The organism is Desulfofustis glycolicus DSM 9705, assembly GCF_900130015.1.
Lineage (GTDB): Bacteria > Desulfobacterota > Desulfobulbia > Desulfobulbales > Desulfocapsaceae > Desulfofustis > Desulfofustis glycolicus.
Genome location: NZ_FQXS01000005.1, coordinates 104,382 through 131,152, shown reverse-complemented (window position 1 = coordinate 131,152; position 26,771 = coordinate 104,382). Strand labels below are relative to the sequence as shown.

Annotated in this window: 27 protein-coding genes; 17 read left to right on the top strand and 10 right to left on the bottom strand. The window is 52.8% G+C overall.

Annotated features, from left to right (window positions below):
* Nucleotides 1-38: 38 nt before the first annotated feature.
* The 3 genes from BUC26_RS06115 to BUC26_RS06105 all read right to left on the bottom strand — a co-directional run bounded on the left by BUC26_RS06115 (nucleotide 39) and on the right by BUC26_RS06105 (nucleotide 2,734).
* On the bottom strand, nucleotides 39-902 hold the full coding sequence (locus BUC26_RS06115) for a D-amino-acid transaminase (RefSeq protein WP_073374302.1): 864 nt from the start codon (nucleotides 900-902) through the stop codon (nucleotides 39-41).
* 251 nt (nucleotides 903-1,153) lie between these two features.
* Nucleotides 1,154-1,900 (bottom strand): TerC family protein, encoded by a 747-nt coding sequence (locus BUC26_RS06110; RefSeq protein WP_073374300.1) that lies wholly within the window; start codon nucleotides 1,898-1,900, stop codon nucleotides 1,154-1,156.
* A gap of 63 nt (nucleotides 1,901-1,963) precedes the next feature.
* A complete protein-coding gene (locus BUC26_RS06105) occupies nucleotides 1,964-2,734 on the bottom strand; it encodes an ADP-ribosylglycohydrolase family protein (RefSeq protein WP_073374298.1) in 771 nt (256 codons plus the stop codon).
* Nucleotides 2,735-3,036: 302 nt separating this feature from the next.
* On the opposite strand from BUC26_RS06105, the gene BUC26_RS06100 reads away from it, so the two are divergent.
* The 5 genes from BUC26_RS06100 to BUC26_RS06080 all read left to right on the top strand — a co-directional run bounded on the left by BUC26_RS06100 (nucleotide 3,037) and on the right by BUC26_RS06080 (nucleotide 7,366).
* Complete coding sequence (locus BUC26_RS06100) at nucleotides 3,037-4,113, top strand: hypothetical protein (RefSeq protein ID WP_073374296.1); 1,077 nt, start codon at nucleotides 3,037-3,039, stop codon at nucleotides 4,111-4,113.
* A 249-nt stretch (nucleotides 4,114-4,362) separates the two neighbouring features.
* On the top strand, nucleotides 4,363-5,520 hold the full coding sequence (locus BUC26_RS06095) for a uroporphyrinogen decarboxylase family protein (protein ID WP_084540482.1): 1,158 nt from the start codon (nucleotides 4,363-4,365) through the stop codon (nucleotides 5,518-5,520).
* Nucleotides 5,521-5,602: 82 nt separating this feature from the next.
* Entirely contained in the window at nucleotides 5,603-6,232 is a 630-nt protein-coding gene (locus tag BUC26_RS06090; RefSeq protein WP_073374439.1) for a corrinoid protein, read from the top strand.
* 43 nt (nucleotides 6,233-6,275) lie between these two features.
* On the top strand, nucleotides 6,276-7,076 hold the full coding sequence (locus BUC26_RS06085; protein ID WP_073374293.1) for a methyltetrahydrofolate cobalamin methyltransferase: 801 nt from the start codon (nucleotides 6,276-6,278) through the stop codon (nucleotides 7,074-7,076).
* Complete coding sequence (locus BUC26_RS06080) at nucleotides 7,073-7,366, top strand: hypothetical protein (RefSeq protein ID WP_073374291.1); 294 nt, start codon at nucleotides 7,073-7,075, stop codon at nucleotides 7,364-7,366. The genes BUC26_RS06085 and BUC26_RS06080 overlap by 4 nt, the downstream gene beginning before the upstream one ends.
* Before the next feature lie 243 nt (nucleotides 7,367-7,609).
* On the opposite strand, the gene eda is transcribed toward BUC26_RS06080, so the two are convergent.
* Nucleotides 7,610-8,221 carry a bifunctional 4-hydroxy-2-oxoglutarate aldolase/2-dehydro-3-deoxy-phosphogluconate aldolase gene (eda, locus tag BUC26_RS06075; RefSeq protein WP_208609741.1) on the bottom strand — a complete coding sequence of 204 codons (612 nt, stop codon included), beginning with the start codon at nucleotides 8,219-8,221 and terminating at the stop codon, nucleotides 7,610-7,612.
* 4 nt (nucleotides 8,222-8,225) lie between these two features.
* The gene (locus tag BUC26_RS06070; RefSeq protein WP_073374289.1) at nucleotides 8,226-9,155 is read right to left on the bottom strand and encodes a sugar kinase; all 930 of its coding nucleotides are present in this window, start codon (nucleotides 9,153-9,155) and stop codon (nucleotides 8,226-8,228) included.
* Between the two features lie 245 nt (nucleotides 9,156-9,400).
* Here BUC26_RS06070 and BUC26_RS06065 point away from each other — a divergent pair, with 245 nt between their 5' ends.
* From BUC26_RS06065 to BUC26_RS06020, 10 genes are all read left to right on the top strand, one after another.
* A complete protein-coding gene (locus BUC26_RS06065; RefSeq protein ID WP_073374286.1) occupies nucleotides 9,401-10,177 on the top strand; it encodes an IclR family transcriptional regulator in 777 nt (258 codons plus the stop codon).
* Nucleotides 10,178-10,337: 160 nt separating this feature from the next.
* Entirely contained in the window at nucleotides 10,338-11,324 is a 987-nt protein-coding gene (locus BUC26_RS06060) for a TRAP transporter substrate-binding protein (protein WP_073374284.1), read from the top strand.
* A gap of 213 nt (nucleotides 11,325-11,537) precedes the next feature.
* Nucleotides 11,538-12,827: a TRAP transporter large permease gene (locus tag BUC26_RS06055; protein WP_073374282.1), complete on the top strand. Its 1,290-nt coding sequence runs from the start codon at nucleotides 11,538-11,540 to the stop codon at nucleotides 12,825-12,827.
* 19 nt (nucleotides 12,828-12,846) lie between these two features.
* Nucleotides 12,847-13,392 (top strand): TRAP transporter small permease, encoded by a 546-nt coding sequence (locus BUC26_RS06050; protein WP_073374280.1) that lies wholly within the window; start codon nucleotides 12,847-12,849, stop codon nucleotides 13,390-13,392.
* A gap of 432 nt (nucleotides 13,393-13,824) precedes the next feature.
* The gene (locus BUC26_RS06045) at nucleotides 13,825-14,895 is read left to right on the top strand and encodes a KamA family radical SAM protein (protein WP_073374278.1); all 1,071 of its coding nucleotides are present in this window, start codon (nucleotides 13,825-13,827) and stop codon (nucleotides 14,893-14,895) included.
* A 94-nt stretch (nucleotides 14,896-14,989) separates the two neighbouring features.
* Entirely contained in the window at nucleotides 14,990-15,736 is a 747-nt protein-coding gene (gene glnH / locus BUC26_RS06040; RefSeq protein WP_073374275.1) for a glutamine ABC transporter substrate-binding protein GlnH, read from the top strand.
* A gap of 68 nt (nucleotides 15,737-15,804) precedes the next feature.
* Nucleotides 15,805-16,473, top strand: a complete 669-nt coding sequence (locus BUC26_RS06035; RefSeq protein WP_073374273.1) for an amino acid ABC transporter permease — start codon at nucleotides 15,805-15,807, stop codon at nucleotides 16,471-16,473.
* 24 nt (nucleotides 16,474-16,497) lie between these two features.
* The gene (locus tag BUC26_RS06030; protein WP_073374435.1) at nucleotides 16,498-17,235 is read left to right on the top strand and encodes an amino acid ABC transporter ATP-binding protein; all 738 of its coding nucleotides are present in this window, start codon (nucleotides 16,498-16,500) and stop codon (nucleotides 17,233-17,235) included.
* A gap of 122 nt (nucleotides 17,236-17,357) precedes the next feature.
* A complete protein-coding gene (locus BUC26_RS06025; protein WP_073374271.1) occupies nucleotides 17,358-18,665 on the top strand; it encodes a glutamine synthetase family protein in 1,308 nt (435 codons plus the stop codon).
* Between the two features lie 353 nt (nucleotides 18,666-19,018).
* Nucleotides 19,019-20,275: a tyrosine-type recombinase/integrase gene (locus tag BUC26_RS06020; protein ID WP_073374269.1), complete on the top strand. Its 1,257-nt coding sequence runs from the start codon at nucleotides 19,019-19,021 to the stop codon at nucleotides 20,273-20,275.
* A gap of 731 nt (nucleotides 20,276-21,006) precedes the next feature.
* Here BUC26_RS06020 and BUC26_RS06015 read toward each other — a convergent pair.
* The 4 genes from BUC26_RS06015 to BUC26_RS06000 all read right to left on the bottom strand — a co-directional run bounded on the left by BUC26_RS06015 (nucleotide 21,007) and on the right by BUC26_RS06000 (nucleotide 23,937).
* Entirely contained in the window at nucleotides 21,007-21,225 is a 219-nt protein-coding gene (locus BUC26_RS06015; protein WP_073374267.1) for a hypothetical protein, read from the bottom strand.
* 86 nt (nucleotides 21,226-21,311) lie between these two features.
* Nucleotides 21,312-22,184: a DUF72 domain-containing protein gene (locus BUC26_RS06010; protein ID WP_073374265.1), complete on the bottom strand. Its 873-nt coding sequence runs from the start codon at nucleotides 22,182-22,184 to the stop codon at nucleotides 21,312-21,314.
* A gap of 261 nt (nucleotides 22,185-22,445) precedes the next feature.
* Nucleotides 22,446-23,477 carry a hypothetical protein gene (locus tag BUC26_RS06005; protein ID WP_073374263.1) on the bottom strand — a complete coding sequence of 344 codons (1,032 nt, stop codon included), beginning with the start codon at nucleotides 23,475-23,477 and terminating at the stop codon, nucleotides 22,446-22,448.
* A gap of 253 nt (nucleotides 23,478-23,730) precedes the next feature.
* On the bottom strand, nucleotides 23,731-23,937 hold the full coding sequence (locus BUC26_RS06000) for a hypothetical protein (protein ID WP_073374260.1): 207 nt from the start codon (nucleotides 23,935-23,937) through the stop codon (nucleotides 23,731-23,733).
* Between the two features lie 383 nt (nucleotides 23,938-24,320).
* On the opposite strand from BUC26_RS06000, the gene BUC26_RS05995 reads away from it, so the two are divergent.
* A complete protein-coding gene (locus BUC26_RS05995) occupies nucleotides 24,321-25,484 on the top strand; it encodes a carbohydrate-binding protein (RefSeq protein ID WP_073374258.1) in 1,164 nt (387 codons plus the stop codon).
* A 75-nt stretch (nucleotides 25,485-25,559) separates the two neighbouring features.
* A complete protein-coding gene (locus BUC26_RS05990) occupies nucleotides 25,560-26,225 on the top strand; it encodes a thermonuclease family protein (protein ID WP_143165924.1) in 666 nt (221 codons plus the stop codon).
* A gap of 153 nt (nucleotides 26,226-26,378) precedes the next feature.
* Here BUC26_RS05990 and dndE read toward each other — a convergent pair whose 3' ends face one another.
* The gene (gene dndE, locus BUC26_RS05985) at nucleotides 26,379-26,768 is read right to left on the bottom strand and encodes a DNA sulfur modification protein DndE (RefSeq protein WP_073374256.1); all 390 of its coding nucleotides are present in this window, start codon (nucleotides 26,766-26,768) and stop codon (nucleotides 26,379-26,381) included.
* Nucleotides 26,769-26,771 lie beyond the last annotated feature (3 nt).

The following is a 26,771-nucleotide window of genomic DNA, read 5'->3' as shown; positions in this document are numbered from 1 at the left end:
CGACAGGGCAACGACTCGGCGTGTTGACATTTTGCCGCTTAGCCTAAGCGACTGGCCGGAGACTCATCAGCGGCCATCCGGATGTAGAGCTGCCGCATCAGGGCCGCGTATTTGCCCGGCTTGCCGTTGCCAATGGTCTTCCCGTCGATGCTGATAACGGGAAGCACGATGGTCGTCGCGCTGCTCAAAAACGCTTCATCGGCCTGATATGCTTCCTCGACGGTGAACAACCGCTGCTCGATCCGGACGCCTTCCATCTCCGCCAGTTTCAGCAAGGATTTGCGCCGGATACCGGGCAGGATGGCACGGGAGAGGGGGCGGGTAATGATTGTATCGTCTTTGCAAATATATGCGGTAGACGAGGTCCCTTCCGTGATGTAGCCATCTTCCACCATCCACCCTTCGTAGGCACCTGCTTCTACTGACTGCTGTTTTGCCATGCACTGACCGATCAGTGAGATGGACTTGATGTCCCGGCGCTTCCAACGGATGTCGTCAACGGTCACCACGGCTACTCCGGTTTGGGCCAGCGGGTTATCCACAAGTGCTTTCTTGAAAGCAAAGGCCATGCAACACGGTTCAATCCGGGGATAGGCAAATTCCCGCGCCGCCACCCCGCGGGTAACCTGTGTGTAAACACCGCCTTCTTCAACCTCATTGCGATGCATCAATTCTTCCAAGATGTCGAGATAGCGTTCTTCGCTGTATGGCCAGCGGATGCCTACGGCCGCCAGACTGTTTTTCAGACGGATCAGAAAGTTTTCCTGATCGATCAGCTTGCCACCGATGACGGGAAGCACTTCGTACACGCCATCACCGAACAGATAACCGCGATCGAACACTGAAACCTTAGCCTGCGAGGCTTCGACAAACTCTCCATTGAGAAAGACAACTCCATCCATTAGCGCCTCCCGGCTTGTGGTTTTTTGATATTTCCTTGGCCCATTTAACACAATATGTGACGACAATCACGGGAATAGTTATCGCAGCAACAGACCTGAAGCCACTACCGGATGTGGTTGTGGCCGAATCGGCACCGATGTTCCGCTCACCCTGAAGCTCATGCCCAAAAACGGACCTCCCGGCAATGCTGCCCTGAGAATCGAACCCCGCACACCAACACCTTTTGGCGGGATTGCAGGATTTGGCACATTCATGATTCAATTTTCTTGCTCAGGTGGATAACCGCAGCCGCCTTCCTCTTGCGGATCTGCATATTGAGCACTTCCACACCGAGTGAAAAGGCCATCGCAAAATAGATATAGCCTTTCGGCACGTGCACGTCGAATCCTTCGGCGACAAGCGTAAATCCAATCAGTAGAAGAAAGGACAAGGCGAGCATCTTGATCGGCGGGTTGGCATCGACGAATTCGCTGATCGTCTTGGCAGCGAGCAGCATGACACCGACCGCGACGATGATGGCAATCACCATGATCGACAGGTGCTCGACCAAACCAACCGCGGTGATGACCGAATCGAGTGAGAAAACGATATCGAGGGCGGCAATCTGGGCCAGAACCGAGAAAAGCTTGGCTCGGGCCGGCGGCTTGTCCTGGTGCCCGACGATCTCGAGACTGTGGTGGATCTCGTGCGTCGACTTGCCGAGCAGAAACAGACCACCGACGACCAGGATCAGGTCCCGTCCGGAAATCTCCCGGCCCAATACGGTAAACCACGGTTCGACCAGCCCCATCACCCAGACCAGACTGAAAAGCAGTCCCAGTCGGGCCAGCATCGCCAGTCCCAGTCCGAGGTTTCGTGCCATGTTCTGCTGGGCCGCGGGGAGTCGCCCGACGAGAATGGAGATGAAGACGATATTGTCGATCCCGAGAACAATCTCCAGCGCAACCAGCGTACTCAGCGCTATCCATGCTTCCGGTTGGGTCATCCAGGTTAACATCGTCGCCTCCCTGTTGTGCGCGATTTGCTTCTTTCTTTCCGCCTGATTTGCACCGGGGCCGCGCTACGTACAATAGCGCGAGGCAAAGGCCGTGGCCACGTCCCAGAGCTCTGCCGGCAGCAATTGTTCGACACGTGCCCTGATCACCGGCGGCACCCCGCCATAAAAGGCCTCGGCCATGGAGCCGGCGATGCAGGCCAGGGTATCGCTGTCGCCACCGAGGGAAACGGCATTGCGCACCGTATCCTCGTAGGAATCACTATCGAGAAAAGCGATAATCGCCTCCGGAACCGTGCCCTGACAGGATATGTCGAACCCGTATGATGGCCGGATATCGTCGATCCTTCGGTCGAGATCGTAGCCGAAGAGCACCGTGATCCGCTTCCTGATATCTTCCTTTTCCCAGTAACTGCGGGCCAGAAAAACGGTCAGTGCAGCGGCCTCGGCCCCTTTGATTCCCTCCGGATGATTATGCGTTATGGCTGCGGTCATCCGGGCCTGCCGGCGAACTTCGTCTTCAGCGGCAAAGGCGAACCCGACCGGGCTGACCCGCATCGCCGCCCCGTTGCCCCAGCTGCCATAGGGACGCGGATCATCATCATGAAGCCAGCGGAAAAAGGAGCCCCCGTACCCGGCATCGGGATAGCGTCGGCCAAACCAGCGCACGGCATCGACGTACGGCTGGCCGGCAAGGATTGCGGCGGCCACGGCAACGGTCAGCACGGTATCGTCGGTAAATCGCACCCGCGGGCCAAACAACGGAAAATCCTTGGTCTTGATCGGGCGGTGCTCATACACCGACCCGATGATGTCTCCGGCAATGGCACCAATCATATTTCCCTTTCCTCACGTGCTGTTCCCGCTTTTAGTAGGCAGTTCCTCCGGGGCTAACAACCTCTTCATGGCCCGGAATCATTAAAATACCGCCACGGCCATCATCACTCAAAGCCTTTTTCTGCAAGCAGACCCGAATTTTCTCACAACCTGGCCGAACAGAGCCGTGACAGCGGACACCGATAGGTACCGGTAAAGAACAATCGCCGCCGTTTTCTTTCTTCACCCTCGATGATCGGTATAGTACCATGGTGACAGGTCATGACCGATCCCCAACAATCTCATCGCGCTGAAGGCAGACCATGGACAACTCCGTGCAGGACAAGATAGATCGTCACACTCGCTTCTGGAACAGGGAAGATACCGGCCGGCCCCTGGTCTCGGTGACCGTGGCCGGGGATTTCTTCTTCAGCCGCCACTATCAGTCGGCGCGTCACCTCCTGCAACCGGGCACGGTGATCACCCCGGAGATGCTCGACGTCGACGCCTTCATGGCCGACTATGAACGGATGTTTCTGGAGTCCCTGGACGTGGAACAGGACGGCTTCTGGGTCGCCACACCGTTTACCGGCATGCCGTGGATGGAAGCGATGCTCGGCTGCGAGATCGTCGCCATGGAGAACAGTTTCGTTTCCCGGCCGACCGGGGCCACGATCGAGAGCCAGACTGAGGTTCGGCTGCAGCACGACGACCCGTGGTTGGAGAAGTTTCTCGAATTCACCAGGGCCCTGACCGCGCTGTCAGCGGGCCGATTCCCGGTCGGCGAGCCGATCATGCGCGGGCCGTCGGACATGCTTGGCGCCCTTCTCGGACAGGAGGCCATGGTTTATGCGATCCTTCAGCAGCCGGATAAATGCAGGGCACTGCTGCATCAGCTGACCGATGCCTTTTTGGAGGTAATGCGGCGGCACAACGAGCTGATCGAAGATTTCCACGGTGGCCGGTCCATGGGCTTTTATAATGTCTGGACGCCGGGGCGCTGCATCTGGTACCAGGAAGATCTGTCGGCGCTGTTGTCGCCGACCCTGTTCAGACAAATGCTGCGCCCCTGCGGCGAAGTGATCTGTCGGGGGTACGACTATACGGCGATCCACCTGCACCCGTCATCCTTTTTCATCGTCGATGGGTTGCTGCAGATGGATGGATTGCAGGCAATCGAGGTCAACAAGGACGTCGGCGGTCCGTCGGTATCCGAGATGATGGGCGTGCTGCAGAACATTGTCGAACGCAAGAACCTGATTCTCTGGGGTGATTTCGACGAAGAGGACCTGGCGAGCATCCGCGAGCAGCTACCGACCGGCGGCGTCTATCTGCATCTCGTCGCCGACAGCGTCAGCCGGGCCAATCGGCTCATCCGGATTGTATCCGGCCACCATTGAAACCGCAGGGAAGCTTGAAAAATTCGGAATTTCGTTCAAGATCGAGGCGAGCAAGAAAATTTTACCGCAGGCATATACATGATATTCCGAGGATAAAATTTGATTGCGCAACGATGAGATTGGGCGAAACGACAATTTTTCAAGGTTCCCAGCAATCAAGACCGGTGCGGCAGTGCATGTCTCGGCCGGGTTCTCCGGGGACCCGGATCGCGCCGCTGCCGCCAAGCCACACCAACAACGGAGCACACCATGTCGATGACCAGCAGAGAGCGCGTTCTGAAAGCCCTGCACCATGAAGAGTCCGACCGGGTACCGCTTGATCTGGGAGCGACCCGCAACACAGGCATCCTCGCGCCGACCTACCGGGCACTGACCACCTTTCTCGGCATGGAAGACGACGGAAACGAACCGGCCTTGCACGGTCACGCCAAGGTCCTTGGTCTGGCTCCTCCGACCGAAGCGGTGCTGCAACGCCTCGGCATCGACTTTCGCGGCATTACCTTGGGCAAGGCGGATCACTCCAAGGAGGCGCTGCTGCCCGACGGTACACACCGCGACGAGTTGGGGGTGATCAGGCGTCAACCGGCCGGCATGCCCTATTGGGAACTGACCGCCTCACCATTCAGCGGCGAGGTCACGGTTCACGATGCCATCAACTGGGACTGGCCCGACCCGACTGACCCGGGACATATCCGGGGACTCCGGGAGAAAGCGCTGGCAATACGCGAGCAGACCGAGTACGCGCTCGTTCTCCACCTGCAGGATATCATCGTCCACCCGACGCAATTTCTGCTCGGCTTTGAGAAATGGTACCTGAGCTTCTACCTCGAGCCGGCTCTGATCAACACCCTGATGGACATCATGCTGGAGTTGCGGACCGAGGTAACCAGGCGGGCCCTGACGGAAGTCGGGGACCTGATCGATGTGGTCAGCTGCTCGGACGATGTCAGCGATGCCCGCGGCAGCATCCTCTCCCCGGAGATGTACGATGAGTTCATCAAGCCCCGCCACAGTCACTACTTCGAGACCATCCGCTCCCTGACGCCGGCCACCATTCTCTACCACTCCTGCGGAGCGGTGGCCGGCCTGATCCCTTCGTTCATCGATATGGGTATCGATTTCATCAATCCGGTTCAGGTCAGCGCAGCGGGCATGGAACCGCAGCGGTTGAAAGCGGAATTCGGTGATAAAATCGGCTTCTGGGGCGGCATCGACACCACCCGCGTGTTGCCGTTCGGCACCCCCAAAACCGTCGCCGCCGACGTCCGGCAGCGACTGCGAGACCTTGCCGGCGGCGGCGGTTATGTGCTGGCCGCGGTACACAACCTGCAACCGGACGTACCGGCGGAAAATATCGTGGCCATGTATGATACCGGCAGAACCTTCGGCCGCTATCCGATCGTTTGACCACGGTGCCGAATCCCTCTATCTTATTGACCGCAACCGAACCATTTTTCTGCATACGCAACTAACCAGGAGAGACCAGACCATGACCATCCAGGCAATTTACGACGCCGTCGTCGCCCGCGATAAGGCTGCCGTGGAAGCCAACATCCAGACCGCCCTGACCGAAGGTCGTGACGTAACCGAAATCCTCAACGAAGGCCTGATTCGCGCCATGGAAGAGGTTGGCGAACAATTCAGTGCCGGCACCATCTTCGTCCCGGAAATGTTGATGGCAGCCCTGGCCATGAAGGCCGGCATGAAATTGCTCCAGCCCCACCTGGCATCCGATAACAGCCAGAGCAAAGGCACCGTGATTATCGGCACGGTCAAGGGCGATCTCCATGATATCGGCAAGAACCTGGTGGCAATGATGCTCGAAGGAGCGGGTTTCGAGGTCATCGATCTTGGCGTTGATGTGGATAGTGCCGTCTTCATCGAGACTGCCGGGACCAGACAGGCCAACCTGGTCGCGCTGTCGGCGCTGCTGACCACCACGATGCCGGCGATGGAACGAACCATCACGGCCCTTCGCGAGGCAGGCCTGAAGATACCGGTAATCATCGGCGGCGCCCCGGTAACAGAAGCCTATGCGCGGCAGATCGGCGCCGACGGTTACGGCATCGATGCGCCGCGAGCGGTCAAGCTGGCCAAACAGCTGGTCGCAGCAGCATGAGCCTCTGCTCCCGACCGACTCCACCCGGACGAAAGGAGAAAGGATGATTATCATCGGCGAGCTGATCAACGCCAGCAGGCCGACGATCAAGACGGCGATCGAGACCAGGAATACAGCCGCCATCGAACGGATTGCACAGCAGCAAGCCGCCTGTGGGGCCGATTATATCGATGTCAACGCCGGCGTTTTTGTCGACGACGAGCCCGACCACCTGCGTTGGCTTGTCCAAACGGTCCAGGGCGCCACCGATAAACCGTGCGCCCTGGACAGCCCCAATCCCGCTGCCCTGGCAGCGGCTCTGACAGTGCACCACGGTGCACCACTGATCAATTCGATCTCGCTGGAGTCCGAGCGCTACCGGGCGCTGCTGCCCCTTGTCTCCGCCGGCGATTGCCGGGTCATCGCACTATGCATGAGCGACGAAGGCATGCCGGAGACGACTGACGATCGCCTGCGCGTGACCGACCGCCTGATCACCCGCCTGAGTGCCAAAAATCTGCCCCCGGAAGCGATCTTTGTCGATCCGCTGGTGCAGCCGATCAGCATGAACAAGACGTATGGCAACGCCTTTCTCGACGCTATCGAGCAGATCATGAAGCGCTTTCCCGGCGTGCACACGGTCTGCGGACTCTCCAACATCTCCTACGGCCTGCCTCGGCGGGGGCTTCTCAACCGCAGTTTCATGGCCATGGCCATCGCCAAGGGGCTGGACAGTGCCATCGTCAACCCGCTGGACCGCACCATGATGGCTACCATCGTAGCTGCGGAGACCTGCGCCGGCCGTGACGATTTCTGCATGAACTACCTGAAGAGCTATCGAGCCGGGAGCCTGGACGAGCGGTGAAGGTCACCGTCTTTTTAGACCCGGCCGACCTGACCGTCACCGAGGAAGAGGTGGCCCGGCAGGCGGGCGGCTACGGTTACCGGCCCGATGAGGACAACCGCCGGCTCATCGCCGAACTGACGGCTCAGGCCGGCAAACTGATCACTCCGGCAACACGGCAGGGCTCGGCGCTATCATGCTGCTCATGGATGGAGGAGCGACCGAAAAACTCGACCGTTTGCTTGGTGCTACAACGGTTAAAAATCTATCGGACTGGGGCGATTTCCAATCCAGTTTCGTCAACTGGTTGACGTTTCCCTCCCGCTGATACCAACGGATACCACCCTTGGAAAACTGTCCGGTCACCCGAATCACGGGTCATCGGACCCCTCGTGCTGCGGCAAGGAAGATGGATTTTTTTATATGAAAATCGCTCTATCGGACTGGTTGGCTGTCCAGCCGGCCGCAGAGCAGCCGCCGAAGGGAGTGGCAACAAGTCCTTCCGACCATGAAGCCGATTTTCATCGTTCATTGTGACGTCCCGTCATGGAGGTTTATACCGATGCTGCCCGAGCTGTTATTTCCGGCCAGCTCTTCCGGCGAATCAACTCCCGTGGCGCAATCCAGCTGCCGCCGATGGCGAAGACGTTGGCAAGACGCAGGTAATCCGTCATCGTTTCGTGCACAATGCCACCGGTCGGACAAAAGGTCACGTCCGGGACCGGACCGCCGATCGCCTTGAGGTAATCTGCTCCACCGAGAATTTCGGCGGGAAACAATTTCTGTTGACTGAAGCCGGCGTCGCGCAGTTCCAAAACTTCGCTGATCGTGGCGGCTCCCGGCAAAAATGGCCAGGAATCGGCCTGCAAGAACTCCCGCAATTCCCGGGTCGTGCCGGGAGAAACTCCGAACTGTGCACCGGCCCGGCGCGCCTGGTCGGCACCATGCGGGTCGGTGATCGAACCGGCACCGACAATGCACCCGGCAACCTCCTTACCGATAGCTGCTATCGCTTCAAGCGCCGCCGCTGTTCGCAGCGTTACTTCAATAACCGGCAAGCCGCCGTCAAGAAGACTGCGTGCCAGCGGAACCGCATCAGCCACGTCGTCGATCACGACAACGGGTAAGACCCGTACATCACCAAGGATATCTCGAACCATTTTCATTTTCTTACGTTCCCTCACTCAGTTCTGTCGCATCTCGGGGAATCACCCCGCCTTTGTGCATGACGACTCGTTGCGCCAGGCGATGCCCCCGCTCACCAGCCTGTCGCGGTGCCAGCCCCTGCAACCTGCCGCATAGATACGCCGCGCAAAAGGAATCTCCGGCTCCGGTCGTGTCCACCGGCACGCACTTCCGCAACACCGGAACATGCAACACTTCTCCCCGGTATGCGATCAGGCATCCGGCGACCCCATCTTTTACAACCACTTCCTGGCAGCCCCACGACAACCAGCGATCAATCATCCGGCGCCTCTCATCATTGTGCCACAGAGTTGTCTCATCATCGCTGCCGGTCAGCACAATTGTCGCCGTTTTGCCCATGATCTTCGACGCCTGCCGGGCTTCTTCGGCGGACGGCCACAAAACAGACCGGTAATTGGGATCAAAAGCGATGATTCTGCCGTCGGCAAGCCGCTGCAATGCGTCATAGAGGACCTGCCGTTCCGCCGAGTCGAGGATAGCCAGCGTAATACCGCTGAGATAGATGAGGTCGAAAGCGGTCAATTCGTTAACCAACGTTTCGGCTGTCGCCTCGGCAAACATCCGGCGAGCTGCAGAGTCGGAACGATAATAGTAGAATGAGCGTTCACCGTGGACATCGTTCTCAATGAAATAGAGGCCCGCTTGCTTCCCTGCTTTGATTCTGACCCAACGCCGGTCGATCTCCTCCAATCGGAAGTGATCGAGCATTTTGGTGCTCAACGGATCACTGCCCACGGCTGTAAGATAAGCGACCACCGCTCTGTCCCGCAGTATCCGTTTGCAATAGACGGCAGCATTATAGGTGTCGCCGGCAAAACCGAGCGAATAAGTATTCGACAGGGAAGACTCAGCGAGTTCCGCCATGCACTCACCGATACAGACAATTCGCAGCATAAGAAAATTCTCCCGTCAAGAGGTCCGGCAGAGGGGTGCCAGCAGTCCCTGGACACCGAGGCCACCATAGCGCGGCCGCTCAGGACAGTCCCCCGATGACCGGCACGTCAGAAAGAGCGCACCCCTATGTATTTATTCGTTTGACAAGCAAACCAAATATCGTTAAATACACTAACTCCATATATAGATACAAGTTCTATATATGGAGTTAGTGTATCATCAACCCTCATTTACTATACAAGCAAATGAATCCTCTACAGAAAATTTTTATCATCCTGGAAATCGTCGTCTCCAACCAGGCGAAAGGGGCAACGTATTCCGATATTCTCGCCACCTCGAATTTACCCAAATCAACCGTGCATCGGATCATAAAAGATCTGACCGAGATCGGTTACATCACCTTCAATGCCGAGACCAAGCGCTACTATGGCAGCCTGCGCCTTGCCTGGCTGGGTGCCGAGGTCATGGCCAATTTCCAATTGCGAAAACATATCAGGCCGTTTCTGCTCGATCTGCACCGGGATACGGAACATACCTCGAACCTGGGAATTCTCGACGGATTCACCGGCGTCTTTCTCGATAAGATCGAAGCGAAAGACTTTGGTATCAAGCTCTTCTCGGAAATTGGCAAGACCTTCCCTCTCCACTGTACCGGCCTGGGCAAGGTTCTTCTGGCATTCTCTCCGGCGACCGTACTGGAAAAAGTCTTGCAACGCCCCCTTGAGGCAATTACCGAGAAAACCATTACCACCCCGGATCGGCTAAAGAAAGAACTCGCTCTCGTGAAAGAGTGCGGCTATGCCCTTGACAATGAAGAAATCACCAGGGGTATTCAATGCGTTGCCGCGCCGGTATTCGGCTTTGAGGATAAGCTGGAGGCTGCCATCAGCATAGCGTTTCCAGCCTACATCGAAGCGGATCGCGGTATTGATCGTGAAATCAGGTTGATCAAAGAATACTCGGACAAGATATCTGAATCTCTCGGCAACAAGAATCGCCCGGAGAAGAAGACACACCGATAGCGAAATACTCGCTCCGGAAGATTATCCCCCTTCCTGAGGGGCGATCATCGGCACGTGATCACACATGGAACCGATAAGCCTGCCCTCTCATCGGGAAACCGGTGTCTGGCGGCGGGCTGTCGCCAGCACGTCAATTCTCAAATCGGGAGGGAGATGTACCATGCGAAAGATCTTGTCAGCTCTAGTTATTTTGGTTGCCACCTGCGGTTTTACCGCCTCCGCCGCCGAGGCCAAAATGGTGCTCAAGCTCGGCCACTACGCCAATGCCGAGCACGCTGGAAATAAAGCCGCGCAATTGTTTGCCGACGGGGTGGCCTCCCGGACCAATGGTGAAATGACCGTCGAAATCTATCCCAACAATGAGCTGGGGAACCCACCGGAAGTGCTGGAACAGAACGTTCTCGGCGTTATCGACATGAGCCTGCCGACCCAGGGCCAACTCGCCAAGTACTCAAAAAAATTCGGCTGTGTCATGCTTCCTTTTGCCTATACCGGGTATGACCATGCCTACAAAGTGCTTGACGGTCCTTTTATCGAGTGGGCGGGCCAGGACCTTGAGGACGCCGGTGTCGTTTTTCTGGCAAACTGGGAGTGGGGGTTTCGCAATCTGACCAATAGTGTGCGGCCGGTCATCACCCCGGATGACGCCAAGGGGCTGAAAATCAGAACACCGCCGGAGCTGTCCAATCAAGCCGCCATGGAAGCGCTTGGGGCAACGGTCCAGACCATTCAGTTTTCCGAACTTCCGATGGCACTCAAACAGGGCGTGGTAGATGGGCAGGAAAATCCCGTCAGCGTCATCTATGCCTTCAAGATTTACGAGACCCAGAAGTATCTGACTATGACCGGCCACACCTACAATTCCATGGTCCATGTGATGAGCAAAAAGACCTGGGATAAACTGAGCCCGGAACAGCAGGCCATCATCAGGGAGGAAAGCAAGAAAGCGGGTGATTTCATGCGTCAGGCCCTGCGCGATGCCGAGGCGGACCAGATCAAAAAACTCGAAGAACTCGGCATGAAAGTGACCTGGCCGGATGTCGAGTCGTTCAAAGCCAAAATGGGCCCCGCCTACGAACGTATGAAGGCCTCCGTCGGCGCCGACAATGTCACCGAGTTCCTCAAGATGGTTGACGAGGCCAAATAAGAAATCAACTCCGTCTGCACGCACACGGCTGCCTCGAATAATTCGATTCTCCGTGCACGGCCAAGACGAACGTGAACAATGGGCCGGATGACACTGCTTCATATCCCGGGAACACATTGTTCACGTTCAACGCGGAGATCGGGGGAAAACCGGTCTGCAAGGAAGCCGCCTGTTACCTACCTGTATCAAACAAGTGGCCATGAGATGTAACACATGACGACTCTTCTCATTTTCGCGGCACTCGTCGGTCTGATTCTCATTGGCGTCCCGGTGGCCATCAGCATGGGCCTGACCGCTGCGGCAACATTTTTGATCATGGGACAACCCGATATCCTGACCATGGTCCCGCAGCGCATGTACGCCTCGACAACATCTTTTACCCTGCTCGCCATACCATTTTTCATCCTAGCCGGGAACCTGATGAACACCGGAGGAATAACTCAGCGTATTTTCCGTTTTGCCAGGGCATTGGTCGGGCACATCTGGGGCGGACTGGGTCAGGTGAATGTCATAGCCAGCATGATTTTCTCCGGCATGTCGGGAGCCGCGGTGGCAGATGCCGCCGGACTCGGCATGATCGAAATGAAAGCAATGAAGGACAATGGTTACGACTGGCGCTTTTCCGCCGCCGTCACTGCCGCGTCATCTACCATCGGCCCGGTCATCCCCCCGAGCATCCCACTGGTCATCTATGGATTTTTGACCGAAGTATCAGTCAGCAGACTGTTCCTCGCCGGGGTCGTGCCCGGTGTTCTGATGGGCCTGGCACTGATGGTTGCGGTCTATTGCGTATCGAGAAAACGACAGTACCCCCGGGATCAGCGGGCATCCCTTCGGGAAATAATGGCCAGCGGCAAAGCTGCGGCACTGCCGCTGCTGACACCGGTCATTATCGTCGGCGGCATCCTCAGCGGCCAGTTCACCCCGACGGAGGCATCGGTCGTGGCCTGCGTCTGGGCGCTGTTTCTCGGCCTGGTCGTCTATCGTAGTGTCAGGATTGTCGATCTTCCGGAAATTTTCTGGGAAACACTCGCCCACACCGTCCGGATCATGTTTATCATCGCCACCGCCGGATTTTTCGGCTGGCTCCTTATTCTGCACCGAATACCGGTAGAGGTGATAACCGGTCTGACCTCACTGAGCGATAATGGTGCGCTGGTCATGCTGATCATCATCGGTGTCCTGCTGATCTTCGGCTGCTTTCTCGAAGGGATTGCCGTTCTTCTGATCACGATTCCGATCTTTCAAAAAGTCATTGTCCATTTTGCGATCGACCCCGTTCAGTTCGGTATCGTCATGACGCTTGCCTCGATGATCGGTCTGCTGACCCCGCCGGTGGGTATGTGCCTTTACGCCGTGTCAAGCATAACGGGACTGTCCGTCGGAGAATTGACCCGGGAGATATGGCCGTACCTGCTCGGCATTTTCCTGGTCTTGCTCGCCGTCGCCTTTATTCCCCAGATATCCTTGTGGCTACCGAACCTGGTCATGGGCAGCCGATAAAACAAACACGACGACAGCAATGGAAAAACGACGCCTCACCGCTTTCTTCAGCACGGTAGATATCTATCTGTACACATCGTTACGCCTGATCTGTATAGTCTGCTTGGCGCTGTTGCTGGCCCTGCTGATCGGTAACGTCTTCGTGCGCTATGTCCCGTTCACGGCGTTTTACTGGTTCGATGAAGTGGTCGAATGGCTGTTTGCCTGGATGATTTTTTTCGGGGCAGCAGCTCTCTGGAGCCGAAACGATCATTTCAAGCTCGAATGGATCAGTAAAAAATTGTCCGGCACGACAGCGGGACATCTGCTTGCCTGCATCGTCGAACTGCTCTCATTGTTTTTTCTGCTCATCTTCTTTTATCAGGCCCTCCGGCTGACCATGCTCGCCAGGGATTGGACCCCGGTTTTCAATATCCCGCGACGCTGCCTCTACGTGTGCATGCCGCTTTCAGGGGCTATCATGGTCTGCTACTCGATACGAAATGTGATCCGAGAATTAATGCTCTGGAGGAAAGAAGTTGTGCAAACCAAAACTCCTTTACCGACACGGAACACGGACCTGTAAGCACTGTTGTTTTACCTGTTCACCGGAACGCATCGAAAATCGAGGACCGGCAGTTAGATCCAGGCCGTAACCATCCGGCCGACTTCGATCCTTTCGAAACCGCCGCCAGACCCATAGACCGCTGTCCCCCAGGCTCGCCAACGGCATCGCCACAACTCCCTTCGCTCCCTGACAGTCAGGTGTTTCCAGGGCCGACTACTCCCCTGTAGTGACGGCCGAAAGCTACTGGGACCGCGCAATTAAACGTTGCTTCACCTCCGTCGATGGACTAGGATTACGCCGTAACGAAACGGGAGAAATAAGCGATGGATCGGTCGACCGAAGAGGTTTTTTTATTATTGGCAATGCAGATCATCGCTGCCAACCGAGACGGTTACGGACTTCGTTTAACCTCCTGAACTATCCGCACCCACTACACTGAATTCTTACATCATGGACTGGAAAGAACAATTACGAAATTACGTTAATTCTCTGGACCGATTGCGCCTGTATATCGATCCGACGGATGAAGAAGTGACCGCCATCGAAACGATGAAAACCAGATGGGGCACCACGCCTCACTATGCGGCCCTGATGGACAGGAAGGATCCGGCCTGCCCGATCAGACGCCAAGTGGTCCCTTCTATGAAGGAGAAAGAGAATCGGTATGGCATCCCCAATTACTTGATCTGGAAAGAGAATCGCAACGACGAAGAGCACCGTCCCGATTCCATCGCTCGGCAATATCACGACAAGATCGCCTTTACCGTGACCGATGTCTGCGCCAATTATTGCCGGCACTGCTTCCGCAAGGAACTCGTCGTGGACCGGAACCTCGAGTTGCGTTTTGACGTCGACGAAGGGCTGGAGTGGATTCGAAACGCCCCGGAAATTCGAGATGTTCTGATCACCGGCGGCGATCCCTTCCTGTTGCCCAACGACCGGATCGAGTATCTGATCAGAAAAATCCGTGAGATTCCCCATGTGGAGATGATTCGTTTCGGCACCCGCACCGTCATCGCCCTGCCCCAGCGTATGGAAGACGGCCTGCTAAAGGTGCTCGGCGGCATGCACCGGGTACCGATCTGGATCAACACCCAGTGCAATCACCCGAAAGAGTTGACTCAGGAAACCGCCGAGGCGGTCTACAAACTCATGGGCTGCGGCATCAATGTCGGCAATCAGGCCGTCCTGCTCAAAGGGATCAATGACGATGTCGACACCTTCAAACAGCTGCACCTCAAGCTTTTGCAATTTAGGATTCGACCGTATTACGTCTTTTATTGTGAGCCGGCTCCCGGCATCGATCATTTCCGCACCCCAGTGGAAAAAGGTGCCGAATTGATCCGCGACGCCATCCGCGGCCACACCACCGGGCTGGCTCAACCCATGTATGTGGTGGCCACCAATGTCGGTAAAATCCCGCTGATGCCGGACTACTACATCAAGGAGCGTACCGAACAGGAATACACGCTGGTCAACTACAAGGGCCAGATCACCAAACTCCCCAATATTCCGGAGTGATTGTCGGGGACACCCAACCGATCTTCCCGACTCCCGGCATCACCGGCAAACCCGAGAAGATCTGAATAATAACATGAAGATGTAAGGAGGATGTATGAAGAAACTACTGACTATCGTCCTGACCGTATCTCTTGCACTGTCGCTGGCAGCACTGGCCCAGGCAAAAAAACTCGTCGTCGGCCACGACACCAATTTCATGCCATTCGAATTCAAGGACCCTGCAACCGGTGACTATGTCGGCTTCGACATCGACATGTGGAAGTTGATCGCCGATCGGCTCGGCCTTGAATACCAATTGCAACCGATGGACTTCAACGGCCTCATTCCGGCATTGCAGTCCGGCAATATCGATGCCGCCATCGCCGGCATGACCATCAAGAGCGAACGCGAAAAGGTAGTGGACTTCGCTTATCCGTATTACGATGCCGGCCTGATGATCCTGGTTCGCGCCGACGAGGGCGACATCAAGAGTCTGGAAGACCTGGAAGGCAAAGTGGTCGCCACCAAGCTCGGCACCACCAGTGAGGACTTCGTCAAGAAAAATGCAAAAGCCAAAGACATCAGCCTCTTCCCGAATATCGACGGCGCTTATATGGAACTGGCCACCGGCGGCGCCGATGCAGTACTGTTTGACTCCCCGGCCGTCATGTACTACGCCCAGACCGCCGGCAAGGAAAAAGCCAGGGTGGTCGGCCCGCTTTACATGGGACAGAGTTACGGTATCGCCTTTCCCGCCGGCAGCGATCTGCGCGAGCAGGTGACCATCGAGATTCTCAAGCTCATGGAAGACGGTTCATACGCCGAATTGTACAAGAAATGGTTCGGCTCCGACCCGAAATAGCCCCTCATACCTGACAGGCGGGCCGCCGCACCGGCCCGCCTCCCTTCTTGCCTCTCTGGGGAGCACTCATGGCCTTCGACTTTGATGCCAGCGTCATGTGGGACTCGGTTCCCATCCTGATGACCGGTATTCGACTGACCATCATTATCACCATCGTCGGACTCTTTTTCGGCTTTATCTTCGGGGCAACGGCCGGGTTGCTCAAGCTTTCACGCAATGTGTTGCTGAGAAAACTGGCCGGTGCCTATGTCGAATCGATTCGTGGTACGCCGCTGATGGTCCAGGTCATGTTTCTCTACTTCGGACTGCCGATGGCCGTCGGCATGCGCATCCCACCGTTGACCGCCGGTATCGTGACCATTGCCCTAAATTCCGGGGCCTATATCGCGGAGATCGTGCGTGGCGCAGTCCAGTCGATCAACCCCGGCCAAATGGAGGCAGCCCGCTCCATCGGACTCACCCGATTTCAGGCCATGCGTTACGTAGTCTGGCCCCAGGCCTTGAAGCGAATGATCCCGCCGCTCGGCAACCAGTTCATCATCAGCCTCAAGGATACCTCGCTGCTGGTGGTCATCGGTGTGGGCGAGTTGACCAGAACCGGCCAGGAGATCATTTCCGTCAACTTCCGCGCCTTCGAGGTGTGGCTCACCGTCGCCATCATGTATCTGGCTCTGACCATGACCATCTCCAAAATCCTCAGCATCGTGGAAGAAAAGGTCTTTCACGTTAAGCGATAAAAACGCGGGACTGTTGCCATGCCGATGATTGAAATCAAAAATTTGCACAAGTATTTTGGCGACCTGGAAGTACTCAAAGGCATCGACCTGAGTATCGAGCAAGGCGAGGTGGTGGTCATCGTCGGCGCATCGGGGTCGGGCAAGAGCACGCTGCTTCGCTGTATCAACAAGCTGGAGGAATTGACCAGCGGCGAAATCATCGTCGACGGCTACAGCCTGACGGACAAATCGACTGATATCAACATGATTCGTACCGAAGCCGGCATGGTCTTTCAGCAGTTCAATCTGTTCCCGCACATGACCACGCTGCAGAATGTCACCCTTGGACCGCTCAAGGTGCGACGGATGAAGCGCGCCGAAGCGAACAACTTCGGCATGGAATTGTTGAAGAAAGTCGGCCTGGAGGACAAGGCAAAAGTGTATCCGGATCAGCTGTCCGGTGGACAGAAACAACGGGTGGCCATTGCTCGTTCACTGGCCCTGCGCCCCAAAGTCATGCTCTTTGACGAACCGACCAGCGCCCTGGACCCGGAGTTGGTCGGCGAAGTGCTCGAGGTCATGAAAACGCTAGCCCGTGAAGGCATGACGATGGTAGTCGTCACCCACGAAATGGGCTTTGCCAACGAGGTGGCGGACCGGGTGATCTTTGTCGACGACGGGGTTATCCTCGAGCAGGCACCACCGAAAGAATTTTTCAGCAATCCGCAATTCGAGAGAACCCGCACGTTTCTCGGCAAGGTACAGAACCCGAACGCCGGCTGACGCATTCAGTGCCCTTGAGATGCAAGTAGTCACCCCCCACCTGCAGGGCGCCGACCGGCGCCAAGAACCGACCTCAGATTCATTTTTTCCCATTACGTTAGCGGAACAGGAGTGAATACCCCATGATGATGGATGATATTCAAGACCGACTGAGCAGCCTTGATGCAACCAAAATTTTCTTCACCGATCTCAACGGCCGGTTGATGAGCCTGCCAGTGAACCCGGCCCACCTGCCGAATATCCTGCGGGACGGCATCGGTTTCGACGGATCGTCGATCGCCGGCATGGCCCAGGTAGACAACAGCGATCGTCAACTCTTCCCGGATATTGACAGCCTGCGTATTATCAGGTTCAACGACCAGACACTCGGCTGTTTTATCGGACGCATCTTCAACGAACGCGGTCTGCGCTCCCAGGCGGACCCCCGAGCCGTGCTGGAGCGAGTGGTCGAGCACGCAGAAAAAGAATACGGTTATCGATTTCTTCTCGGTCCCGAGCACGAATTTTTCCTGCTCACCGGGGATGAGTTCGGTGAAAAAGGACACTCCGACGACGCCGGCTATTTTGTCGCCACTCCCCATGACAAGGGGGAAAAAGTGAGAAACCGGATCATCAGCATTCTTGCTCAGTGCGGCATCGAATTTGAAAAAGCCCATCATGAAGTAACTCCATCTCAGCACGAGATCAACCTGGTGCCGACCAAACCGCTCGATGCCGCCGACCGGACAATCATCTTCAATCACGTGACCCACCAGGTTGCCCGCGAATTCGGTTACTATGCGACCTTCATGCCGAAACCATTCGACAATCAGAATCGCAGCGCCTTTCATATCCATCTGTCTATGACCGATCGGGAAAGCCGTAACCTGTTTCACGATGCCGATCGTGAATATAACCTGAGCACCCTGGCAAGACAGTTTATCGGCGGGATCGTAAAATATGGCCGGGAAACCTCATTGGTCATGGCATCGACGCTCAATTCCTACAAGGCATACGTCCTTGAACGGGAAGCACCGGTCATTCGCGGCTGGGGGTTGAAGAACCGCAGTTCGATGGTTCGTATCCCCTACACGGTAAGCCCGCAGAATACCCGCATCGAATTGCGCAATCCGGATCCTTCCGGCAACCCCTACCTGCAGATCGCCACGCTGATCGCAATCGGCCTGCGCGGTATCGAAGAAGGGCTCGACTGTGGCAAGCCCGATCACGGCAGCACCTACAGTCATTCGACAAACCGTCGCATCTGGGACCAACGGCTCCTGCCGAAATCGATGTTCGAGGCACTCGTCGAGGCGGAGCGCAGCAAGATCCTGCCGGAAATCCTCGGCAAACGAATCTACGGCAGTTACCTGGCCATCAAAAACGCCGACTGGGAAGAGCACCGCACCCACGTGACGCCACGAGAATTAAACAAATATCTTGGCAACTGAAATGATTCTCGAAAGTCGAAGCACGAAAACTTCAAAGGAAGCTTACAAGCGCACTAGGATAATCAATACTGGCTACTATTTGGCTACCAAAACAAAAAGGGGTTGAGCAGTTGACGCTCAACCCCTTGATATTTCTGGTGCACCAGGAGAGATTCGAACTCCCGACCTACGGATTCGTAGTGTGTGGGTCTATCATTCGACCTACGGATATACATTGATATTTAATAATATTTTCTATTGACTTAAACCATAGAACGGCCTAACATTAAGCAGTATATTTCGACACAAATCGACCTGATTTGATGTCTTCCATAGAACCGGCATAGAACCGATACTAGAGCCAGAGGCTTACAATGTCTAATAAATTCAATTTCACAGACAACAAGATCCGCACTATCCAGCCAATTGCTGATCAAAAGCGTGGTTATCACTACGATACAAAGACCGCAGGACTCAGGTTGCAAGTGACAGCATCTGGGACCAAGTCTTTCCAGTTTCAGGCATGGGATGCCAAGCGCGGCCGCCCAGCCACACGCACTCTTGGCAAATACCCGGCCATCTCTATCAATAAAGCAAGAGAGTTGGCACTGAGGGCAATGACGGCCCTAAGCGACGGTGTTGATATCGAAAACGAGGCTCAACGGCTACGAGACGAAGATACGCTCAATACCGTTTTCGAGCGATGGTTAGATCAATTCGCTATACCTCACAAGAAATCGTGGTCTGAGGATGTCCGCCGTTATGATCTCTACATTAAGAAACCGCTTGGCAACAAACGAGTATCTTGGTTTTCAGCTGCGAAAATCAGAACGTGGCATAACAAGATCACCACCATTCCTAAACAACGCGGGGAAGGAACCATAACGCAGAGCACAGCTAACCGCGCCCTCGCCCTTCTGAGTACCGTATTCAATCAGTCATTGCCGGAGATCCCGAATCCCTGTCGCAGCGTCAAGAAATTTCATGAGGAATCGAGAGATCGATTTCTCCAGCCGGATGAACTGAAGAGGTTTTTCGAGGCGCTCCACCATGACGATACACCGGAAACTCTCCGTGACTACATTCTCATATCTCTTTTCACCGGGGCACGACGGGCAAACAACCTCTCGATGATGTGGAACGAAATATCCTTCGAAAGGGGGGCGTGGATTATCCCTGCCAAAAAGAGCAAAAATGGCAGTACGATGGTAGTCCCGCTCGTTGAGGAGGCTCTTGAAATCCTCCAGAAACGAAAGCAACAAACACGTTCGGTATTCGTTTTTCCCGGTCCAGGAAAAACCGGCCACTATCTGGAGCCTAAAAGGGCTTGGAAAACGCTGATCACAAGAGCAAATCTTCAAGACATCCGTCTTCACGACCTGAGACGGACCATGGGAAGTTGGCAGACGATGACAGGGGCGAGTTCGACCATTGTCGGCAAAACTCTTGGACACAAATCACCGGAAGCTACGGCAGTGTATGCACGGCTCAATCTAGACCCGGTGCGGGCCAGCATGGCCGTCGCCGTCAAAGCAATGTTGGCAAATCAACTTGCCTCAGAGAAGATCGAGCCAATTAGAGAATGTGAACTACAACCGCCTAAAAAACGGTATGACACTGATCTCGCTTGAAAATCACACCCTGCTTTTGGTAGTAGTTTTTTGACAGACCTTGCATCTACCTTTTCCTCCAGGGCCTAAACATTTTGGACAGCCTAACGTTCCACAGTTGTCGCACTTGAGCATTGGCCCAGACCCTTGACCACAATTTTTGCAAGGCTTGCTCTTTGTCCAACTCGCCATAATAGATCTCCTCGATTAATGATTCATTACTACTTTTCTTTAACTAATAAATTAGTTTAACTATCTGTTCTTCAAAAATCGTGCTTAGCATGTTTGCTGTCCTTGTGTGTTAACAGTAATATTGTCTTTTGCATGATACGTGCCCGTTTATGCTTGTGGCGTCGCGCGGCCAACAAGTTAAGATGGCTTAACTAATATTAAAGCAAAAACTAACGTTAACTTCTATGTAAGCAATACAATTACAAAAACGAAATTAAAGTTACGATATAGTTTTTATACCGCTCGCAACAGGCAGGCAAGTTTCCAAAGGAACAAGGTAGCTCTAGCTGAAGAACCATGGAACCCTCAAAGTGGGCCGCAACTCACAGCATCTTTTTACAGGAACGTTATCATTGATTTAACCGTTTGTCTTAATGAAATAAAGTACACTTCATCTTATGCCAAAGTTCCCCAGAACCTTGCCGGTTCCTTGTCCGATGCCCCTACGGGAAACATTGGGGGAAAACCTTTGCTACTAAACCTCTATAGAATATCGCGGCGGTTTTGCTTGCTGCTCTGTTTTATGAAGCCCCCTGATACTTTTCGAGCAGGTAACGGTCTATCCGTTGCTTTCCTTTCTGATCAAGGCCAGCGTACCACTCTTGAAAAGCCCAGCGCTTCAGCTTGATATGCAGCACGTCCAGCGCAGATAATTGTCGTCCTTCTCCCGTGCCGATAAGCAGGTACACGTTGCTGAAATATTCTGCCTCTGCCTGATCCCTGACCCGTTCCTCAAACATAACCCCTCCTGCGTTGCGGGTATTTCTCTCGATTGATTTAACTTAACACAGGAGGAGTATCACAGAGTGATACAACTGAGGAAAATTCATGCAGCAGCCAGAGCTTTTTCAATCCTGGTGATCGTGCGGGGGGCTGACCCTTCAAAGTGATTATTGACGTAGAGGAACGTTTCAACCTGCCGCGAGTGGAGACCGGATAGCATTGACGCTAACCGGGATATGTCTGCCTCCTTGGGGGCAACTACACGGCTCCAATCCTCGCCGGTCTGCTTTTCGATTCCCTGCCGGTCTGGGCCATGCAACCTGATTACCGTCAGCTCAGTGATCTTCTCCCTAAAATGCTCGTATATATCAAAGATAGGCGGCATATAGTAGCCGTGTAAAAAGACATGGTACAGATCGTGCTCACCCAGAAAATCAAAGTATCGAGGCTGGAGATAGTTCTTGTTACGAGTCTCAAGGCAATACGTGAAACCGCCGGGCAAGTGATCAGCAAAAACCCCAAACACGGTTAGAAATTCCGCCAGTCCTGACATCTTCATCTTGTTCAGATATTCAAATTGGAATACGAGCGGGCCAATGTGGTTTCCAAGTGGTTCAATCGTTTTCAAGAACTGCTGCATCAAACTGACGGATAGAAAATTTGGGTTCGACCTGATCGGTCCTTTTCTATCCTTGCTGTAATGGTGGGTCAATGTGATGCTGTTGGGGACCTTGATGCTGAAGATAAAATCTTCGGGGATCGAGGCGGCATAGCCGGCAACCACAGAGGGTTTGGGTAAAACGACCTTGTCACCGGCAAAGAGCGACCAGAACCATTGATCGACCTCGACCGTAGAATAGTGTTTGCTGTACTCGTGCAGATAGTTGACCGGCCCGCTTTCCGGGTAGACGATGCCACGCCAGGAATCATATTTCCAACTACATGTTCCGACATGGAGACTATTTGCTTTATTCATGCAGACAATTATATAACCGTTTAGCTGACAACACAAACTGACCGGCTTGGGCTATACAAGATGACACCGAAATGCCGCTGACACTGAACTGCTTCCTACGAAAAGATAAACAGGAAGTATAATAAATTATATTAGTTCACCTAAGAACTGACAGATATTTACGATATTTTTTGCAAATTTTAGTAACCAATTGAAAGACTATAAGACGGTTTATCACCCCCTTAATAATGAAAATCCTAACTTGGTTAAATCGGGCATTAATTAATCAAACATATTAACATAATTCCAGACTGCTTTTCCAAACGGAGAATCTGTATCAACCATATCTTCTCCTGTAAAAAATTTGTCTGCAAATATTTGATACCGCCTATTCCCATAACGAACTTCTTCTACTACCTGCCCTTTATGATCAACTCCTTGGAAAACTATTGACACAAATATTTCCAAAGAATCTTTTATGTCGTTGAATTGGCGACTTGGAATTACAAAGATTAGATTCTTTCCATTCCAAGTCATTTGAGTTGGAATTATCGATGTAATTGTAGATCCTACCCTATATTTTTTGCTGTTTTTAGTAAGGTTAAATAAAAGGTTAGTCCACCTATCTAGCCAAACTTTATTCATGTATAAAGCCCAACGACCCCCTGGTTGTCCATAATTATTAAGAAGATAATGAGCAAGTTCCATGTCAGTAGCAAAACCCAAATGTCTATATAAACCATACCCCTCTCCTTTTTGTAATGGCACAGGATTCCATATATCTTTTTCCCTTTCATAATATTCAATTAATTTCCGCAAATCGTCTTGAATTTGACTCTTCATGGTTTCATCGTCAGGAACAAATATTTGTTCGCTGTTTGCTCTAAAAGGCGATTGCCTATTAATAAAATATTCCTGTACAGTATCTTTGTTAAAGGCCTGTCTAAAAAACACCCAATAAGGTAACTCCTCTGTATTATTAGTTTTCTTATAAATCAACTCTACAATTAAGGCAAATCTCCCATTTGAGAAACTTGTAGGATCCAAACCATAAAGCCCGACAATTACTTCTTTTGCCTGCTCTTTTTGTTCATCGTTTCCCATCCAAGACCACCAAAGTAACTCCTTTTCAAAAGCACCAGGAACCACGCTTCGGCCGGTCTCTCTCAGACCTTGTTCTAATTGGGCAATTCTTTCATTAGTTTTTTGATCTATAAGCTTTATAGAGCTATCTAATCTATCAAAATCTTTACCAAAACATCCAGCAAGAGGAAGGGCAATCATAATGCAAGAGATAAAATTAAATATTTTCATGGATACACCTTCAGTTTTATTAGCGCTTTGGATCCATTTTTTGTTCCTAACGAGTTACAGGGTCGCTCATAAAGTTTTTCTAACAAGTTAAATCATTATAGTCAAGGTAAACGAAAGGTGTTTATTTACTCGTAATAGTTTATATTTTATCCACCAAGGAGAAAACAAGATATTTTTCCTGTTCAGTTAGGAATCTAGTCAGAAGAGGGGCTATGTTCGCACCTCAAGCTGTTGTTGGAATTGGCACTTTTGATTATTCCCACATGCGCAGACCGTTGAGCCTTCTCTGAGTCTCTTCTTGCTCATCATCCAGCCCAAACTCCCATTCAAGATATTCAAGCCAGCCCTGCGCCGTACCTTCCTCGTACCGTCGCAGATAGCCCTTTATGATGGCATCCTGCAACCATTGAGCGGTATAGTCCCACTGATCGAGGATTTCGTTCTTTCTTTCCGGCGTCATAAGGGGTTTATTTTAACAGTAGCCCAGGCATCTGACAAATATCTGACAACCCTTTGATTGAGAATCTGAAATACCGTTTAGGCTTCTTTTGGTTTTCCTCTTGACCGCCGTTTGGCCGGTAATGTAAACGGGAGTGCCCTAGCTGGTAACGTTCAGTTTAGACGATGAAATACAATAACGGTGATACTTCACAATCTCTTCTTCTTTTTGCGAGGTCGATACTGTCTCTGTCTATCAATCTAGACTGTATTCGTTGCCAGAGATTCTAGACTATTGCGAACCAAAACATGCCACTTTGTGACATTGACATCTGTGTGCCACAAAGTACAATGTTGTAATTGACTGATTGGGCCTTTGGAGAAACGATTATAAGGAGAGGAAAGATGAGATTAAGTGCCCTGGTGCTTTCCTGTGCATTCAGTTTATTGTTCCTAACAGCGCAAGAAATTATCGCTGCGGACCAGTATGAGACTGAGCCAAACGATACAATGGAAACAGCTGATGCGGTGATGGAGACTGGTACTGATAAGCTATATGGGCAGTTAATGACTACTGATGATGAAGATTGGTATTCTTTTAATGTTTTAGAGGCTTCAATTGTTAATATCAAACTGCTTTGTCCATACGCAAGTAATGATTACTATTTTTACTTCCTCAGGCAGCTTTATACAGACAGTGGCCAGATACTTGGTAGTACAGACTCACCTACTCTCTCTGTCTTTGTCGATTCACCCGGAACTTATTATCTCAGAATAGTAAAAGACTTGTCTTGGTATGATAACCAATACCAGATCGAAATCTCTGGTGATGGACTTGAAGATAGATGCACAGGTTGTGGAATCCCAGCAGAAAGAGCAGGCGATATCGATAATGATGGCAAGATTGGACTAACAGAATCTATCTACGCCCTTCAGGTCTCTGCCGGAGCATATCCTGATTTAGATCGCTTTTGTCTGCTTGTTGGTAAGGATGCATGGGTGACTGGATTTAACTATACTGAATGCGATGTCGTAACTTATGATGGCTCCATGTATGCCTGCACTGTGCCACATACATCTGCTACTTGGGAGTCAGACATGTCGAATTGGATTCTACTCTCGACAGAGGGGCCTCAAGGACCAGCGGGAACTATATCTGCGGATGATGTAACCTTAAGGTGGGCCGAATTTCCTCAAAATACAGCATCTTCTATTACTTCTGAGTTTGGAACTGTGGAGTGCAATGTTGGTGAGACATTAATAAGTGCTACATGCAGTGCAGCTGCGCCCAGCTTCGATAATTCCACAACAAACTACGGCGTATTGTGGACTTGTGATATTGCCGGCAATACCGCTTATGGAGCTTCATCGGCAGACGCTCTATTTTTCGACGATACACTCTACGGACCTCCAATTACCATTTACGCTGTTTGTCTAGTGACTGACGACAGCGGCTCCGTGGCAACGATGAGTATTTCTACACCTGTTTCAACTGATATCGAGGCTATGCGTGAGAGTTTTGAGGCTCAGGCGATAAAGAAACAGCAAATTCTTGATAGCCGGAGGTAATACATTCAGATAGCAAAGAACCCGGAAGCCTCTCTTTTAACTCAGCCTATGGGACCCCCTTCAGCGAGATCTGAAATGCTGATGAGACTGCTTCTGGTTTTTTTCGTTATCATAACGCCGGTCGTTGCGACTGCTCTTGAAGGGAAGGTAGTCAGCGTTGCCGACGGAGACACGATCACAGTCCTGTCACAAGGCAATCAGCAAACCAAGATTCGGCTATATGGGATAGACTGCCCCGAAGACGGGCAACCATTCGGGAGGGCAGCAAAGAAGTTTACGGCAAGCCTGGTCGCTGGAAAGCACGTTCAGGTCACACAATACGACACTGATAGGTATGGCCGGATGGTGGGTGTTGTCACCGTCAGCGGCAGGAACATCAATCAGAGCATCATAGCTTCCGGGTATGCGTGGCAATATCGGAAGTACTGCCTTGAATCGTTCTGCTCAGATTGGCTAGGATTGGAGAAGCAGGCGAAATCAGCGGAGCTAGGCTTATGGGGTGAGAACGATCCTGTGCCGCCGTGGCAGTGGCGCACAGGAACTAGGAATAGCAGTTATCAGAAAGCTAGCCAGGGCAATAAATCCAGTGGCAGCAGTTACCACGGGAATGTCAAGAGTCGGGTGTTCCACGGCCCGAATTGCAAGTATTATAACTGCAAGAATTGCGTGATAAAATTTTACTCTATTGATGAGGCAAAAAAGGCTGGATACAGGCTTCATAGGGAGTGTGTTAAGGAGTAAAACATTATGAATATTTTACTAAAATGGGAAAGGTCTCCGGTATTCAGAGGATAAGCTGCATATTATATTGAGGCACACAAAAATGATGTCTGATATCAGGGCCGTAGCAGAGACTCTTGTGTAAGAGTTGGGAATATTTAGCCATGCTCACCGCTAAGCGTCCTTGTTAGTGAGGGCCTTCGACAGCAGAACGTCAATTTTTTTGAGCACCCTGTCCATGGTCAGGGTGTCGATGCCACGCTTCATGTGGTACCTGAACTGCTCCATCAGATTATCATCTTCAAGTTTAACGCCGTCCATCTTGCACCGCTGGATTAGAAGAGCAGTATAGATCTCGTGATGTTTCCCACCGAAGACCTTCCAGGTCATTTCAAGAGAACTATCAGATACGATCTTGCTCTTGCGCGGCTTTTCAGGATTGGCCAGGGAAATGCAAAAAGCCCACCGGCACAGCGTGTTCCAGTTCTTTATGCCTGTTACGCGCTTCAGCCTGATCAGGTTCTCGCGTTCCTTCTGTGAAAGCTTGATGTGTTCTATCGGCATTGT

Bases quoted from the DNA above. Each gene is read 5' to 3' on its own strand.
- BUC26_RS06110 (WP_073374300.1), bottom strand. From the start codon at position 1,900: ATGTTAACCTGGATGACCCAACCGGAAGCATGGATAGCGCTGAGTACG.
- BUC26_RS05990 (WP_143165924.1), top strand. From the start codon at position 25,560: ATGCTGATGAGACTGCTTCTGGTTTTTTTCGTTATCATAACGCCGGTC.
- BUC26_RS06100 (WP_073374296.1), top strand. From the start codon at position 3,037: ATGGACAACTCCGTGCAGGACAAGATAGATCGTCACACTCGCTTCTGG.
- BUC26_RS06035 (WP_073374273.1), top strand. From the start codon at position 15,805: ATGGCCTTCGACTTTGATGCCAGCGTCATGTGGGACTCGGTTCCCATC.
- BUC26_RS05995 (WP_073374258.1), top strand. From the start codon at position 24,321: ATGAGATTAAGTGCCCTGGTGCTTTCCTGTGCATTCAGTTTATTGTTC.
- eda (WP_208609741.1), bottom strand. From the start codon at position 8,221: ATGAAAATGGTTCGAGATATCCTTGGTGATGTACGGGTCTTACCCGTT.
- BUC26_RS06055 (WP_073374282.1), top strand. From the start codon at position 11,538: ATGACGACTCTTCTCATTTTCGCGGCACTCGTCGGTCTGATTCTCATT.
- glnH (WP_073374275.1), top strand. From the start codon at position 14,990: ATGAAGAAACTACTGACTATCGTCCTGACCGTATCTCTTGCACTGTCG.
- BUC26_RS06085 (WP_073374293.1), top strand. From the start codon at position 6,276: ATGATTATCATCGGCGAGCTGATCAACGCCAGCAGGCCGACGATCAAG.
- BUC26_RS06070 (WP_073374289.1), bottom strand. From the start codon at position 9,155: ATGCTGCGAATTGTCTGTATCGGTGAGTGCATGGCGGAACTCGCTGAG.
- BUC26_RS06095 (WP_084540482.1), top strand. From the start codon at position 4,363: ATGTCGATGACCAGCAGAGAGCGCGTTCTGAAAGCCCTGCACCATGAA.
- dndE (WP_073374256.1), bottom strand. From the start codon at position 26,768: ATGCCGATAGAACACATCAAGCTTTCACAGAAGGAACGCGAGAACCTG.
- BUC26_RS06090 (WP_073374439.1), top strand. From the start codon at position 5,603: ATGACCATCCAGGCAATTTACGACGCCGTCGTCGCCCGCGATAAGGCT.
- BUC26_RS06000 (WP_073374260.1), bottom strand. From the start codon at position 23,937: ATGACGCCGGAAAGAAAGAACGAAATCCTCGATCAGTGGGACTATACC.
- BUC26_RS06020 (WP_073374269.1), top strand. From the start codon at position 19,019: ATGTCTAATAAATTCAATTTCACAGACAACAAGATCCGCACTATCCAG.
- BUC26_RS06025 (WP_073374271.1), top strand. From the start codon at position 17,358: ATGATGATGGATGATATTCAAGACCGACTGAGCAGCCTTGATGCAACC.
- BUC26_RS06010 (WP_073374265.1), bottom strand. From the start codon at position 22,184: ATGAATAAAGCAAATAGTCTCCATGTCGGAACATGTAGTTGGAAATAT.
- BUC26_RS06060 (WP_073374284.1), top strand. From the start codon at position 10,338: ATGCGAAAGATCTTGTCAGCTCTAGTTATTTTGGTTGCCACCTGCGGT.
- BUC26_RS06045 (WP_073374278.1), top strand. From the start codon at position 13,825: ATGGACTGGAAAGAACAATTACGAAATTACGTTAATTCTCTGGACCGA.
- BUC26_RS06065 (WP_073374286.1), top strand. From the start codon at position 9,401: ATGAATCCTCTACAGAAAATTTTTATCATCCTGGAAATCGTCGTCTCC.
- BUC26_RS06030 (WP_073374435.1), top strand. From the start codon at position 16,498: ATGATTGAAATCAAAAATTTGCACAAGTATTTTGGCGACCTGGAAGTA.
- BUC26_RS06105 (WP_073374298.1), bottom strand. From the start codon at position 2,734: ATGATTGGTGCCATTGCCGGAGACATCATCGGGTCGGTGTATGAGCAC.
- BUC26_RS06115 (WP_073374302.1), bottom strand. From the start codon at position 902: ATGGATGGAGTTGTCTTTCTCAATGGAGAGTTTGTCGAAGCCTCGCAG.
- BUC26_RS06015 (WP_073374267.1), bottom strand. From the start codon at position 21,225: ATGTTTGAGGAACGGGTCAGGGATCAGGCAGAGGCAGAATATTTCAGC.
- BUC26_RS06050 (WP_073374280.1), top strand. From the start codon at position 12,847: ATGGAAAAACGACGCCTCACCGCTTTCTTCAGCACGGTAGATATCTAT.
- BUC26_RS06005 (WP_073374263.1), bottom strand. From the start codon at position 23,477: ATGAAAATATTTAATTTTATCTCTTGCATTATGATTGCCCTTCCTCTT.